The organism is uncultured Erythrobacter sp., assembly GCF_947502395.1.
Classification (GTDB): Bacteria; Pseudomonadota; Alphaproteobacteria; order Sphingomonadales; family Sphingomonadaceae; genus Erythrobacter.
On record NZ_CANMZM010000003.1, the window covers coordinates 844,791 to 859,282 of the forward strand.

The 14,492-nt window shown below is 57.5% G+C and carries 14 protein-coding genes; 3 read left to right on the plus strand and 11 right to left on the minus strand.

Annotated elements, in window-relative coordinates:
- Positions 1 to 65: 65 nt before the first annotated feature.
- Positions 66 to 677, minus strand: a complete 612-nt coding sequence (locus tag Q0778_RS15265) for a superoxide dismutase (protein ID WP_298337257.1) — start codon at positions 675 to 677, stop codon at positions 66 to 68.
- A 173-nt stretch (positions 678 to 850) separates the two neighbouring features.
- On the opposite strand from Q0778_RS15265, the gene Q0778_RS15270 reads away from it, so the two are divergent.
- Entirely contained in the window at positions 851 to 1,045 is a 195-nt protein-coding gene (locus tag Q0778_RS15270) for a hypothetical protein (protein WP_298302143.1), read from the plus strand.
- An 8-nt stretch (positions 1,046 to 1,053) separates the two neighbouring features.
- Here the strand turns inward: Q0778_RS15270 and Q0778_RS15275 are convergent, their stop codons facing one another.
- Together Q0778_RS15275 and Q0778_RS15280 are read right to left on the minus strand one after the other, a co-directional pair.
- On the minus strand, positions 1,054 to 2,547 hold the full coding sequence (locus Q0778_RS15275; protein ID WP_298337260.1) for a carotenoid oxygenase family protein: 1,494 nt from the start codon (positions 2,545 to 2,547) through the stop codon (positions 1,054 to 1,056).
- Positions 2,548 to 2,602: 55 nt separating this feature from the next.
- The gene (locus tag Q0778_RS15280; RefSeq protein ID WP_298337263.1) at positions 2,603 to 3,769 is read right to left on the minus strand and encodes a glutathionylspermidine synthase family protein; all 1,167 of its coding nucleotides are present in this window, start codon (positions 3,767 to 3,769) and stop codon (positions 2,603 to 2,605) included.
- A 153-nt stretch (positions 3,770 to 3,922) separates the two neighbouring features.
- Between Q0778_RS15280 and Q0778_RS15285 the strand changes: the two genes are divergently transcribed.
- The gene (locus Q0778_RS15285) at positions 3,923 to 4,555 is read left to right on the plus strand and encodes a DUF1190 domain-containing protein (protein WP_298337266.1); all 633 of its coding nucleotides are present in this window, start codon (positions 3,923 to 3,925) and stop codon (positions 4,553 to 4,555) included.
- A gap of 88 nt (positions 4,556 to 4,643) precedes the next feature.
- A complete protein-coding gene (locus tag Q0778_RS15290) occupies positions 4,644 to 5,462 on the plus strand; it encodes a universal stress protein (RefSeq protein ID WP_298302155.1) in 819 nt (272 codons plus the stop codon).
- A 220-nt stretch (positions 5,463 to 5,682) separates the two neighbouring features.
- On the opposite strand, the gene Q0778_RS15295 is transcribed toward Q0778_RS15290, so the two are convergent.
- The 8 genes from Q0778_RS15295 to hisG form a co-directional block, all read right to left on the minus strand.
- Positions 5,683 to 6,606 carry an acyl-CoA thioesterase II gene (locus tag Q0778_RS15295; protein ID WP_298337269.1) on the minus strand — a complete coding sequence of 308 codons (924 nt, stop codon included), beginning with the start codon at positions 6,604 to 6,606 and terminating at the stop codon, positions 5,683 to 5,685.
- 48 nt (positions 6,607 to 6,654) lie between these two features.
- Positions 6,655 to 7,536 (minus strand): cupin-like domain-containing protein, encoded by an 882-nt coding sequence (locus tag Q0778_RS15300; protein ID WP_298337272.1) that lies wholly within the window; start codon positions 7,534 to 7,536, stop codon positions 6,655 to 6,657.
- Between the two features lie 3 nt (positions 7,537 to 7,539).
- Entirely contained in the window at positions 7,540 to 8,697 is a 1,158-nt protein-coding gene (locus Q0778_RS15305; protein ID WP_298337275.1) for a GNAT family N-acetyltransferase, read from the minus strand.
- Between the two features lie 195 nt (positions 8,698 to 8,892).
- Positions 8,893 to 11,013, minus strand: coding sequence for a sodium-translocating pyrophosphatase (locus Q0778_RS15310; RefSeq protein ID WP_298302172.1), 2,121 nt, complete (start codon positions 11,011 to 11,013; stop codon positions 8,893 to 8,895).
- A 166-nt stretch (positions 11,014 to 11,179) separates the two neighbouring features.
- Positions 11,180 to 12,010, minus strand: a complete 831-nt coding sequence (thiL, locus tag Q0778_RS15315) for a thiamine-phosphate kinase (protein WP_298302175.1) — start codon at positions 12,008 to 12,010, stop codon at positions 11,180 to 11,182.
- Between the two features lie 23 nt (positions 12,011 to 12,033).
- On the minus strand, positions 12,034 to 12,501 hold the full coding sequence (nusB, locus tag Q0778_RS15320) for a transcription antitermination factor NusB (RefSeq protein ID WP_298302178.1): 468 nt from the start codon (positions 12,499 to 12,501) through the stop codon (positions 12,034 to 12,036).
- Positions 12,498 to 13,790, minus strand: a complete 1,293-nt coding sequence (gene hisD / locus Q0778_RS15325) for a histidinol dehydrogenase (protein WP_298337278.1) — start codon at positions 13,788 to 13,790, stop codon at positions 12,498 to 12,500. Before hisD ends, nusB begins: the two co-directional genes overlap by 4 nt.
- Entirely contained in the window at positions 13,790 to 14,479 is a 690-nt protein-coding gene (hisG, locus tag Q0778_RS15330) for an ATP phosphoribosyltransferase (protein ID WP_298337281.1), read from the minus strand. The genes hisD and hisG overlap by 1 nt, the downstream gene beginning before the upstream one ends.
- Positions 14,480 to 14,492 lie beyond the last annotated feature (13 nt).

Sequence of the window (14,492 nt, forward strand, 5' to 3'; positions counted from 1 at the left end):
TTCCAATCAAAAGGCCCGGCACCACAATTAAGTGTGCCGGGCCTTTTAGTGCAAATAGAGTGTTTTTACTTAGGATAGATCCAAGTGCTGCCCCGCGCGAGGTTTTCGCTGGCGAAGGCCCAGTTGAGCTTCCCGTCGACCACAGCGTCAAGGTAGGCTGGGCGCGCATTGCGGTGGTCGATGTAATAGGCGTGCTCCCACACATCGATCGTCAGAAGCGGGTTGAAGCCGCTGTCCGCAAGGGTGTCGCCATCGTGGGTTTCTTCGATGGAAAGCGCGCCATTTTTCTCGGCGAGCCATACCCAGCCGCTGGCGAAGTGGCCTGCGCCGCGCGCTTTAAGCTGAGCTTTGAGTTCGTCAACCGATCCAAAGGCTGCGTCGATCTTGGCTTTCAGGTCGTCCGAAGGCGCAGTTTCCGAACCAGCCATCGAATGCCAGTAGAACGCATGGTTCCAAGTCTGCGCTGCATTGTTGAACAGGCCAGCGTTTGAGCCGCGGGCGTCTGCAACAACCGTTTCAAGTGCGGCGTCGTCATGAGCGGTGCCGGCGATGGCAGCGTTCATTTTGTCGACATAGGCCTTGTGGTGCTTGCCGTGGTGGAATGACAGGGTCTCTGCCGAGACAGCGGGGGAAAGCGCATCGTCGGCATAGGGAAGGTCGATTAGTTGAAAAGCCATTTCGGGTGTCTCCTGCGTTGGATTTGACCGCTGCATTAGCCAATGCGCGGTGGCAGGGAAAGCCGCAATTCATTGTTTCAATTCGCAACAGGTGCGAAGTTTGGACAACAAAGAATGGAAAAAGCAGTTTTGGGTCTTGGCCCAACTCAAGACATTTCCTTACGCGCCCCAATATGCGTCCGAAGCGAGAAGACACCGCATTGGCGGTCAATCCCGATATTGGTAGAGTTGCTCAGAGGGTTAGGGCAGTGTGCCGCAAGGGCGGTGTGTATTTGAGCGCAGAGACTAAAAACGGGCATGAGGCCAAGTCTGTCGTTCGCGTATCGCCTGAAGACGTTCTGGGTGTGATGGCGCGCCGACTGGCGTGAACATCCATTCAGACGCCTAAGGCCGTCGCCCGAAAGCCTGCATCTTTCCGCAACTGAGCATGCTCCACCCAGGTAGCATGTACCCCGCTTGAGATCTTGTGCGGCAGTCGTGCGCGGGCGATTGGGCCTTTGGTCACATCGCTGGCGTCGAGAATGGCAAGCTCGGAACTGCCAGAGTTCTCATCGATCAGGAATGTGACGAGATAGCCATCGTCCTCAGCAGATGAACCTTGGCGTGGTATCATGGGGCTCTCGCTGGCATAAACACCCTCAGGCAAGGTGAAGACCTGCTCTTCGCCCGTCTCGGTGTCGTGACGGACATAGCCGTTGAACAGGAACCAACCAGGCCGCGTGGTGGTCGACCAGATGTAGCGGCTCTTCTCCATCAGATAGGCAGGGTTGATCATCCCAAACTCGACAATTCGATCCGAGAGGCGTTCTTCGCGGGTCTCACCCGTTGTGAGGTTGAAGCGCCAACGGTGGAGGCGTGACTGGAAGGAGTGTTCATCCACATAGGCCATCATGTGACTGTATTCGCCCGTCTCTTCGATCGGGTCGGGCATGGGTTTGTCCTGATAATACCCTTCAAGCACTACTTCATCGCCATCTTCCCAGGCATTGGTCCAGTGGAGAACATAGGTGGGAGAAGCTTCGAACCAACGGATGTCCTCGGGTTGACCATGGCGCGGAATCAGAGCGAAGCGCGAAGGCACTCCGTCATGAATACGCGCCGCGTGGATCTTGCGCTCAAGAAGATCGGCGTCCCAGAACAGCGGCATATCGTTGAGAATAGACCAGTTCTTGGTGATCGCCATGTCATGCGGGAGACGCGGGCCGGGGAGGGGAATGGGTACGTAATGCGCTAGTTTTCCAGCCCGGTCGACCACGCCATAATGCATGTAGGGTGCATATTTGGAATAGTTGAAGAACATGAGCTCGCCGGTCTCTTCATCAACCTTTGGGTGAGCCGACACGCCATCTATCGGCCCCCAGGAAGCCTTGCCCAGGTTCTCCAGCGTCACTGGGTCCATCTGCCACGCCTCGCCGCATTGGTAGAGCGTTGCGAGAGCGACACCCGCATGGACGATAATATCGGTGGAGCCTGTATCCTTGAGCCCCTCATGCGCGCCAAAACCGGGGCGTTTCGAAGTGCCATGCGGATCCATGAGCCCGCCCCACAACGCACCGCCGGCGATCTGTTCTTCGGCAAAGCAATGGGTGCGGATGAAGCGGTTGCGATAGCTTGCCTTGCCGCCCGAGATATTGACCTGATGCACCATTCCATCTCCATCAAATGGATGGTGGCGGCCCAGCGGCTGGTGCACCGGGTTTTCCGTATTGCGCAGATAGATCCCGTCGATATCCTCAGGAATAGCGCCTTCGATCACCTCGAGCTCTTGCGTCTCCACCTCTTCATGCAGCGGGGCCCACGGTCCGTTTAAATAAGGGTGGTTCGATGGCTCAAGTGTGGTTTTGACCGGTGGCTGGCGTGTGATCTGCATGTTTGGCTCCTGCGCACCACCGTAGCCAAGAGGCGTGGCAAGACAAGGGGGGCAGTCACCCCATGATGATATGCGGCAAGAAGCGGGCGAGGTCGCGGGTGATCGGGCTTGCGTCTTCGCGAATGGACATGCCAGCTGGGTCATCGCCGACCACCCAGCTGCCAATTACCGCGTGATTGTCACCCGAGCGCGCGATGGGCGCATAGCCTTGGATGATATGGCCCTCTGCGCCGTAACCCTCAGTAGGCCCATCATGGCGGGTTTCTCCGTCGAACAAAGCGATATCCGCCCCCTCGCGGCTGAAGAAAGGCTTGGTCACATGGGGCTGAGCCTTAAGTTCGCGTGCGCCCTCTGTTCCTGGGAAGAAGGCGGGGATCAGATTGCGATGCCCTTGGTGACGCTGCCACAGGAGCGGCAGGATCGCCTTGTTGGAGAGGATCGCTTTCCACATGGGCTCGATGAAGTTGCACGATGATCCCGCGAGTTGGCTTGCGCTCTCTTCCTGGATCATGTCCTCCCATGGGTAGAGCTTGAACAAAGCCCCGATGCGATATCCCTCATGGTCCAAAAACTCGCCTTCATCGTCGACCGCGATCTTTTCGATATCGACAAAGCGTGTCTCAAGCCCCGCTTGCCCTGCGACATCCTCAAAATAGGCGACCGTTGCGCGGTCCTCGATATGGCTTTCAACCGCGGAGAAATGGCACAGGCTTCCCGGCGTCAGTATTTGCGCAAACCGTTCAACCAATGCCTCATGCAGCCGATTGAACTGGTCAGTGCTTTCCGGAAGCTCTCCCAGCGCGATCATGTCTTCCAGCCACTTCCACTGGAAGAAAGCGGTTTCATACACGCTTGTCGGCGTATCAGCGTTGAATTCAAGCAGTTTGGCTGGGCCATCCCCGGTATAAGCGAAGTCGAACCGACCATAGAGCGAGGCATCGCCGCGTTTCCAGGAATTGGCAATCGGGTCCCACATGTCGCGCGGGATCGCGAGAGCTTCCATCATCTGTTGGTCGTGACAGGCATCGTCCACAAGACTTAGGCACATGGCGTAAAGCTCGGTTGTAGGATCCTCGATCTCGTCTTCGACTTCTTGCAAAGTGAACTGCCAGCACGCGCGCTCATCCCAGTATAGTTCGCCATCAACATGATGAAAGACAAAGCCATTGGCAGCCGCAATTTCCTGCCAATTCGGCCTTTCGGGAAGCGTTTTGCGCAGCATCAGCGAGCCCTCATTCGATCAATTTACCCAATATCCACCTTACGATAACCTTTTTGGCTTAGGGGGAAACTCTGGAGACGAAACTCTCAGGGGAAAGTAGTAAAAATGGCTGCAAACCGTTCAAAACGATCGTCGTCAGTAAAGCTGACAACCATGGCGGCATTGAGCTCGGGCGCGATGCTTAGCGCGTGTGGGGGCGATCCTGCACCGGCCGCTCAAGCAGCGGCTGCGGATGGCCCGAAAGATGTTGAACTCCAAGTCTATGAGAATGTCTTCGCTTGCGCGAAGGCGACCGGCAAGACCACCGATGAATGCGAAGAAATGCGCGCTGAGGCCCAGAAAATCGCGGCTGCCGACGCGCCCCGCTTCGAAGCCAAGGAAGACTGTGAGGCCGTCTATGGCCCGGGGCAGTGCGTTCAAGAAAACCCACCGGCGGAAGAACAAACCTCTGGTCGCCGTTCGCACTACTCGGGTTTCATCGTCGCTTGGTTCTCCACCAAGAAAGATGGTCGAACGGGCCCTCTCTACAAAAGCACAGCAGGCGGATATCAGACCGCCAACGGCTCGCGTCTCGGTTACGGCGGTCAGCCTGGCAAATATATGGCATCTGGCCGGGCAATGGAGCGCCCAAAGAGCGTGCCCAAGGTAAAGCCTGCCTCGCAAATGGCCCGTGCTGCCGGTTTTGGCAAGCCGGGTTATGGCAAGAAAGATGCAAACTTCGGTCGCAACAAGGCGTCCGGTGGGGGCATTTTTGGCGGCTCTTCAAGCCGCAGCAAGGGCGGTTGATCCGCTCTTCCGTTTAAAACTTTGATCTGAATCAATGCAACAAGGCTCCATGGTCGCATAATTCTCTCTCAACAAAGGGAGACAAGCGATGAAGAGCATTCTGTTGCACGTTGATGGAGATCAATGTTTCGAGGCACGTATGCAGGTCGCGCTGGATTTAGCGCGCGCTGGCGGTGGCCATATCACCTGTCTCCAATCGGTCAGCTACGAGGTTTTCGCGCCAGGTGACTTTTACGGCAACGCAATGGCCGCGGCGATGCCTCGCATCAAAGAAGCGGCCGCAGAATTGCGCGCCAAGGTCGAGGAAGACCTTTCCAACGAAGATGTCTCTTGGGAGTGGCGTTTTCAGTATGGCATGGCTGAAACCCGACTGCTCGAACAATCGTCTTTGCATGATGTGATCCTTGTGGGACCGCATGACATTGGCGAAGAGGGCATGCGCGGTCCTTCGGCAATGGCGGGTGAGCTTGCGATTAAGGCACCTGCGCCGGTTCTGATCGTACCGGGTGACACCAAGCGACTGAATACACGTGCTCCTGTGCTGGTCGCGTGGAACGGCACTGCGGAATCGTGCGTGGCCATGCGTGAGTCGCTTCCATTGCTTGCTCTGTCGAACAAGGTGTATCTTGCGACCGTGGCTGAGCCAGGCGAGCAAGAGCGCTTTGAATTCCCGGTCTCTGAGGCCGCGAAGTATCTGGAGCGGCATGGGATCAAAGCAGAGGTGGTGGAGATACCGCCCGGCAAGGCGAGCATTGCCGACACGCTCTTCTCGGCAGCCGAAATGCGCGAATGCGGCGTGCTTGTGATGGGGGCCTATGGCCACTCACGGCTTGCCGAAATGCTGATGGGCGGTGTGACCCGCCGCGTGCTGAGCAATCCAAAGATCCCGGTCCTGTTGGCCCATTAACCCGGAATGTCAGCAGACCGGACGGAGCCAGCCGAGCTTTCCTACAGGAGCTCGGCTGGTTAGTTTCTGCCTGCCGTGATCTGACACTGTGTGAATTCACGGCGTGAGAACGAGAGAAGCGAAAGTTGACACATTGTTTGCTCTGGAAGGCGGTAAAGCTCTAAAAAAACCGATATTTGTGAGGGATCCCGATTTTGTCTCAAACAGCGGGTTCGCTGTGTCATTTTGCCGGCTTTTTAATCCGGCGCCTGACCATGCCTTCTTGAGCGGCGCTGGCGATGAGTTTGCCGTTCTGATCGAAGATGCGCCCTCGGTTAAAGCCGCGCCCGCCGCCCGACCATGGGCTGTCGGTTGCATAGAGCAGCCAATCATCGGCGCGCGCATCCTGGTGGAACCACAGCGTGTGATCGAGGCTGGCTCCGACAAGCTCGCCGCGCATCCATGACAGGCCATGGGGAAGCGCGCTGGTGCCGAGCAGGGTGTAGTCGCTGGCATAGGCGATTACCGCACGGTGGAGTGCCGGGTCATCGGGAAGGGCGCTTGCCGCTTTGAACCAGCTGTGGGCGCGCGGCTCTTTGCGTTCGGAGTTCATCCAGTGGAGCTTGTCAGTGGTGCGCATTTCGATTGGGCGGGGTCGCAGAGCAAGGGCACGCTGGGCATCGGAGACTTTGTCACCCATCATGTCGATCATGGCGCGGCGCACTTCCATGTCGGGCTTGAGGCTTTCGGGATCCTCGACCTTGGGCATGGGCGAATCGAGGTGCTCTAGGCCTTCTTCCGGGGTCTGGAAGCTTGCCGTGAGGTTGAGAATGGGCGTGGCGGTGCCGTCGTCATTCTCTTGAGACGCGACAACGCGGCGGTTGGAAAAGCTGCGCCCGTCAAAGTCGCGCTCAATGCGGTACTCGATTGGAGTGCCCTCGCGCCCACCGCGCAGGAAATAGGCGTGCAGACTGTGCGCGGACTTGCCCTCGGTCACGCTGGCTTGAGCGGCTTGCAGGGCCTGCGCGATGACCTGGCCGCCGAAGACGCGGCCAACGCCGCCTTTTTGTGGGGAGCCGATGTAGATGTCAGTTGCGGCCCGCTCGACGGTGAGAAGCTGGACCAACTCATCGACGATCCGGGCGTAGTCTGGTGTGTCTCTCATGGCGTGCCCCATGCGCATGGGCGCGCGGCTTGGTCAAGATTGAGGTTGCTAGCCGGCCAGGCCAGCTTTGCGCAGAACGCGAAAACCGAGCGATTTAGCGCGGTTGGTCTGCGGCCAGCGGCTCGGGGCTTTGGGGGTGAGACCAAACTTGCGCAGAATATGATTGAAAGCGCGCGTCTCGCTCTCAGCATAGCTCCATTCGGAGCGCCAAGTGATAGAAAGTGAGACCGAACTTTGCGGGCCATTGCGGACAAAATGCGGTGCCATGACAGGAACATAGACTGCTTCGCCGGGCTCAAGCGGGAAGGTCTGGGCTGCGTTCATGAAACTCTCATCCCAGGAAAGCTCACGCGGGCCACCAGTGTGATAGCCTTCGTGAACTTCATCAGCGGCAAAGCGCGCGTCTCCAGCGGGAAACTGGGTCATGGTCTTGGACCCACGGATCTGCAGGAGGATGTTGTGCTCTGGGTCAAAATGGTAGGGTGTGACCGCATTGGGGCTAGAGATGAAGATGTATGCTTGCGGCGTCAAAAGCGCGCCGGTCTTGGCTTCGATCTCTACGCTAATCTCGTCGAGAAGGCTGGTGAGCAACGCTTTGTAAGGCGCAGCCTGTTCGACATTCTTGAGCACCGCCCAGCTGTTGCTTTTGGCCACTTGCCGGATGGTTTCAGCGATAGTGAGGCCGTTCGATCTCGGCTTGCCATCAATGCCAATTGGCAAGTCGCCGCGATTGTATTCTACGCTTGTGTCGGGAAGCGCCTCGGCCAGTTCGGCCAAGGCATCCAATTCAAGCAAGCAATGGTCGCCAAGGTGATGTCGCAGGCGGTGCGGGCCCTCAGGATAATGCTTGGCGAAGGTCTGGCGCCCGTCATCGTCGAAGGTCGAGCGCTGAACCGATGCAAGACCGAAGGAGGGAGAATGCGCATTCATGAGTCAGCTCCGTCCACGTGTTTCATATGCCATCAAAGCGCGTGCCGTGAAGCGGCGCAGCGGACCTCCAATGGCGATATTGCGACTTACAAAGCTGCGCTTTTCGCGCCAGATGCGCTCAATCATGGAATGGCCTTGCACCGCGCAGCTGTCAGTCCAGTCGACACCAGGACGATTCAGTAGCGAAAGGTTTTCAAGCTGCAAAAGAAGACCGGGCGAGAAGCGTGCGTAGTCCTCGTCGAATGCAGTCTTAAAGCTGTAAGCACCGGGAAGTGTCAGGAAGTTGGCAAGCATAGCAATCGGTTTGCCATTGAGCCTCAATGCGAGCCGCTCGAGACGTTCAGCATTGGCCGCACCGCAAAGCGTATCGGCGAAGAAGGCATATGTGGTTTCGTCGGCCTTGAGCGCGGAACCTGCATCGCCTTTCCAGCCAGAGGCCTCAAGGGTCAAGAATTGCTCGATCCAAGGTTCGACTCCTTGCGTACCTTCGAGCCGCTCGAATGTGAGTTCGCCCAGTTCAGCAAGCCGATTGCGTTGTCGACGCAGTTCCTTGCGCTTCTTGGCACTCATCGCTTCGGCGAGATATTCCTCGGCGCTCATATCAGAGGCGAGCATTGCGCGTTCCTCGCGCTCCACGATCGATGTGGCGCGGGAAGTCTCTTCGAGGACGGATGTAAGCGCCTGATTGAGTGGACCATGTTCAGGAAGGCCGGGAAGGTGCAGCAACATTGCTGGGCCGGGTTCAGCATCGAGGTGTCTGAGTAAGGCCCTCCAAAAGCCGTTCTCACACCCTTTGGCAACCAACGGCGCGCCGCAGAATGCGTTGTCGTGGAGCCATGTGCTCACATGGGGAAGGGGGTGGCCATAGTAGTCATTGGAATGAACCAGGGGCAGGAGGCCTACCAGACTTTGGCCGCGCCAGTAGGTCGCAATCTTGCAGTCATTTCCGCTTGCGAACTGCTCCAACGAGGAGCTTGCGAACCACTGTTCGAAAAAGGGGTTGGGCTCGGATGCTCGCGAGGCAAGCGCCTTCCATTCGTCCACAAGTCCTGCGGAGTCGACAGTTGCAACATCCAGCACTTGCAGCCGCTCTTCCAAGCCACATGCCCCGGTGAAGGGCTTTGTGAAATCCGAAAGACTGGGCGCTGTTGCGAGATACATCCTACCATCCCCGAAGGCGCGAGCCTGATTGCACCTGATGCAGCAATGGTAGGGGGCAATTACGCGTTAACGCTACAATTCTCTGCAAACCTGTTCTGGGTGGTTCACATCGGGACAGTCAGGTCAGCGAATACAAAGAACCCCGCCTGAGGATCGCTCAAGCGGGGTTCTCAAAGCCCAATATGGCAGGAGTGCTTAGTGCGCGCCAGCCAATGCAGCGAGCAGAAGCAGCGCCACAATATTGGTGATCTTGATCATCGGGTTCACGGCCGGGCCTGCGGTATCCTTGTAAGGATCGCCAACAGTGTCGCCGGTTACAGCGGCCTTGTGAGCCTCTGAGCCTTTGCCGCCGTGATTGCCGTCTTCGATGTACTTCTTCGCATTGTCCCATGCGCCGCCGCCAGCGGTCATGGAAAGCGCGACGAACAGACCACCCACGATCACGCCCAGAAGCAGAGCGCCAAGCGCTGCGAAAGCGTTGTCTTGGCCTGCAAGGAAATAGATCACGAAGTAAGTCACAATCGGTGCCAGCACTGGGAGCAGTGATGGAACGATCATTTCCTTGATCGCGGCCTTGGTCACAAGGTCCACCGTACGGGCATAGTCAGGACGGCTTGTGCCTTTCATGATGCCCGGATCGTTTGCGAACTGGTCACGCACGTCGACAACAACGTCGCCAGCAGCACGGCCCACAGCGGTCATGCCCATCGCACCAAACAGGTACGGGAGCAGTGCGCCAAGCAGAAGCCCGACGATCACATATGGGTTTTCAAGGCTAAAGTTGACCTCAGCCTCAGGGAAGAAGAGGCGAAGGTCGGCGGTGTAAGCGGCAAACAGCACGAGTGCTGCAAGACCGGCAGAACCGATGGCATAGCCTTTGGTCACAGCTTTGGTGGTGTTGCCCACAGCGTCGAGAAGGTCGGTCTTTTCACGAACGCTCGCGTCAAGCTCAGCCATCTCAGCGATACCGCCAGCGTTGTCGGTCACCGGACCATAAGCATCAAGCGCCACAACCATGCCAGCAAGAGCAAGCATCGCGGTTGCACCAAAGGCGAGACCGATAAGGCCTGCGAGTTGGTACGCACCGATGATCGCCGCGATGATGACGATTGTTGGCAGAGCGGTCGATTCAAGGCTGATCGCAAGACCCTGGATCACGTTGGTGCCGTGGCCCGTTTCCGAAGCCTTGGCAATTGAGCGCACCGGACGGTAGTTCGTGCCAGTGTAATACTCGGTTATCCAGATGATGATACCGGTCAGCGCGAGGCCAATCAGCGAGCAATAGAACAAGGCCCGGCCAGTGAACTCGATACCGCTTGGACCTGCGCCCAATACCGTGTTCATGTCTGCGCCAACCGTGCCAAGAGCATGCGCTGTGGCGAACCAAATCAGCGGGATTGCCAGAACGGCTGTGACGATGAAGCCTTTGTACATCGCGCCCATGACATTTGTGCCATTGCCGAGACGGACAAAGTAAGTGCCGATGATCGAGGTCACGATACACGCACCGCCGATCAGAAGCGGCAATGCCATCATTGGCAGGAGCATCTCGCCCAATTGCTCAGAGAAAAGCAGAGCGGTCAAAACCATCGTTGCACCAACGGTCACAACATAAGTCTCAAAGAGGTCGGCGGCCATACCAGCGCAGTCGCCTACGTTGTCGCCTACGTTATCGGCGATGGTCGCAGGGTTGCGGGGGTCGTCCTCCGGGATCGAGGCTTCAACCTTACCGACGAGGTCAGCGCCAACGTCAGCGGCCTTGGTGAAGATACCGCCGCCCAAACGCGCGAAGATCGAAATCAGGGACGCACCGAAGGCGAGGCCGACAAGACCGTCGATTACGATACGGTCGTTTGGCGTAAGTCCCATCGGGCCAACAAGCACGTAGAAGAAAACGGCAATCGCAAGCAGTGCGAGACCTGCCACCAGCATGCCGGTAATAGCGCCTGCGCGGAAGGCGATGGTCAGACCTTGCTGAAGGCCGGTTTCAGCCGCAGCAGCCGTACGAACGTTCGAACGGACCGAAATGTTCATACCGATGTAGCCAGCCACACCCGAAAGAACAGCGCCGATCACAAAGCCGACGGCCGGTACAACGCCGAGGAACAGGCCGACGACAACCGCAGCGACCACACCGACGATACCGATCGTGGTGTATTGACGGTTGAGATAGGCCTGCGCGCCTTCTTGAATTGCGCCCGCAATCTCTTGCATTTTCGCATTACCAGCGCTGGCTCCCAGCACTTGGCGGCTGGTGATGACGCCGTACACGACGGCAAGAAAACCCAGCCCAATTGAAATGAGTATTAAATCCACGGAAGTATCCCCTCTCAAAGCGTGGAAAGATGCTGCAGGTTTTCCTGCTCGCACCATTGACGTAAGGGCCGCGACCATAGGCTCTGTTGTCAAGGGCGCAAGCGCCAATGCAATTATTGCGGGGAAGATGTGCCGGTTTTGGAAATCGGACGGGTTTTAGGAGACTTCAGCCGTGCTGGTAACCGAGGCCATCAATGCTCATAACTGGGTGCTCATCCAACATCAGGGGCGCAATGCTTAGCGGTCTTGTCTGTCCAATCCGGGTTGCCTTGATCGGAGTGTCTGCCCCTGCTCGAAGAGTGAATAGCAGTTCGTAGTCATCGCCCCAACGCATAGCGTCCTCACGTCGTTGTACGTCAGCAATGGGAACAGCACTGGTCTCTATTGCAAGCGTGACGCCACTCGCTTTCGCCAGGCGAAACGCGTCGAGGAGCAGCCCGTCAGAAATGTCCATCATGGCTGTCACATGGGGTGCAAGAGCGCGGCCTTCGGCAAGGAGCGGGGTAGGGCGGTTGAAAGCTTCCAGGTAGGCAGGCATCCCTTGGAAGCCCAGCAAGGCTCGCCCAAGCGTTCCGGTAACATATAGATCGTCATCCACACCTGCGCCACCGCGCGATGGCACTGGGGAATGGGTGGCGCGACCAATCGCGGTGAGGCCCAAGATCGGTGCATCCCTTGCGGCGATTGTGTCCCCGCCAAGGAGCTTCACATTGAAGGTATCCAAGGCCTCTTTGAGACCGGCCAGGAACTTTACATCGTCTCTGCCAAGGCAGTGCCCCAAAAGTACCCCGATCGGTTCCGCACCTTTGGCGGCCAAATCCGAAAGATTGCTCGCAACCAGTTTCCAAGCGACATCGGCCATATCGGCGTCCGGGCGGAAATGCGTGCCCTCCGCCATGGTGTCGTGCGTGAAAACCAACGTCTCACCGCCAATCTCCAAGACTGCACAATCGTCTTCAAGGCCGCGGGCTCCTTCGTGGAGCGCTAGGCCTCGCAAGGCGGCAATGAAGTCGGTCTCGTTTATGGTCGAACCTCTTTTGCAACCGCATCAAGAATGCCGTTCACAAATTTGGCTTCGCGGTCGTCGAAGAAAGCTTTTGCAACCTCGACATATTCATTGATCACGGTCGCGGTGGGCACATCGGCTCTCGCAAGTAGCTCGTATGCGCCAGCGCGAAGAATCTGGACCATGGTCTTATCGAGTCTGGTGAGCGTCCAACCGTCGGAGAGCCGCGCAATGAGGACTTCATCGATCTCTTCACGGCGTGCATCGACACCGCGCACAAGATCGTTGAAGAAATCGATCTCGACCTCAGCAAGCTGCTCACCAGCATGGTCTTCATCATCAATTCGTTCGCCAAGGCGATGGCGGTGAAATTCGACAAGCAAGTCGTCGACTTTCGTGCCTTCCATCTGACGCTGATAGAGCGCTTGAACCGCAGAAAGCCGGGCCGTTGAGCGGGTTTGAGAACGGGAATTTGTGTTCATTTAAGGCGCAATTCTACTGATTTGGCATGGGCTGGAAGCCCTTCTGCATGAGCAAGCGTTGCTGCTGCTGGACCAACCGCGCCAAAGGATGCTTCGTCCAATTGAATAAAGCTGGTGCGCTTCATAAAGTCGAGGACCGACAGACCACTTGAGAAGCGCGCGCGCCGTCCGGTAGGAAGCACATGATTAGGTCCAGCAACATAATCGCCAACGGCTTCTGGTGTCATTCGGCCGAGAAAGATACTGCCTGCGTGGCGCACCTTGCGCATCATGACCTCTGGTTCGTCAATCGCCAGCTCAAGGTGCTCCGCAGCAAGCGCATTGATTAGATTGGGGGCTTCGGCCTCCAGATCGTTCACAAGAATGATTACGCCGTGATCGTCCCAGCTTGCCTTAGCGGTCTTCGCAGTCTCGAGCTGACTGATCTGTACGTCTACACAGTCGCGCACCAGAGCGGCAAAGCCGGCATCGTCGGTTATGAGGATCGATTGGGAAGTCGGGTCATGTTCGGCTTGGCTCAAAAGATCGGCCGCGATCCAGTCGGGATCGTTCTTGCCATCGGCGACGACCAAGATCTCGCTCGGCCCTGCAACCATATCGATGCCGATTGTGCCATAAAGCTGGCGTTTGGCTTCGGCGACAAATGCATTGCCCGGGCCTGTTACGACATCTACCCGTTTGATCCGCTCGGTCCCATAGGCGAGGGCACCGATTGCCTGCGCACCGCCTACGCGCCACATCTCGTCTATCCCGGCGATATGCGCAGCGGCGAGAACTAGCGGGTTCGAATTGCCCTTGGGAGTAGGCGTGACCACCACCACTCGTTCCACTCCGGCAACACGCGCCGGGATGGCATTCATTAGGAGTGAGGAAGGGTAAGCCGCACGGCCACCGGGCACGTAGAGTCCCGCCGCATCGACCGGCCGCCAGATCGCGCCGAGCCTTGCCCCCGTTTCATCGGTGTAGTCACGGTTCTTGGGGAGCTGTGCTTCGTGATAGGCACGGATACGGTCTGCTGCGAGTTGGAGAGCCTCGCGCTGTTCGGATTCGATACCTTCATACGCCTCTTCGCAGCGTTCAGGCGTGATCACCCAATCACGATCGTCAATCAGCGAATATCCATCAAAACGCTGCGTGTATTGAACAAGCGCGCTGTCTTTGCCGGTGCGCACGGTGCGCAATATATCTTGTACAACGCCGGCGACGTCGCTGTCTGCTTCCCGCCTAGCATCGACCACGCGGGCAAAATCCCTCGCAAAATTGGGATCTGTCGTATCCAGCTTTTGCATTAGGCGGCGTCCTTTGTCGCGCGTTTTTCTGCATCCTTGCGGAAAGCATCAACCAATGCAGCAACGCGTGGATCCGTCTTGTAGGCTGCCCGGTTGACGATCAGGCGCGCTGTAATGTCGATGATGCGCTGCGTTTCGACAAGGCCGTTCTGTTTGAGGGTGGCTCCTGAGGAGACGAGATCGACGATCTGGCGGGCTAGCCCTAATGAAGGCGCAAGCTCCATCGCTCCATTAAGTTTTACGCATTCGGCCTGAATCCCGAGGGCTTCAAAATGCCTTGCGGTGAGGCCGGGGTATTTGGTCGCAACTCTTAGGTGGCTTGCGCCTGCATCGTTTTCTGTATCTCCAGCCAGGCGGGCTACTGACAATCGGCAATGCCCAATGTCGAGGTCGACCGGGGCGTAAAGATCAGCGTAGTTGAATTCCTCAATCACGTCCGATCCGACGATCCCGATCTGCGCAGCGCCATGGGCAACAAAGGTCGCCACATCAAACGCTCGCACTCGGATTAGACGCATGTCCTCGCGCGATGTATTGAATGACAACGAACGGTTCCTTTTATCGTGAAAACCATCCTCGGGCACGATCCCAGCGCGCGCCATAAGCGGCAGCGCTTCTTCGAGGATACGACCCTTTGGCACCACGAAGGTGAGCTGGCCGCTTGAAGTAGAGGATTTTTTATTCGCCATCTTGGCCGCGCAC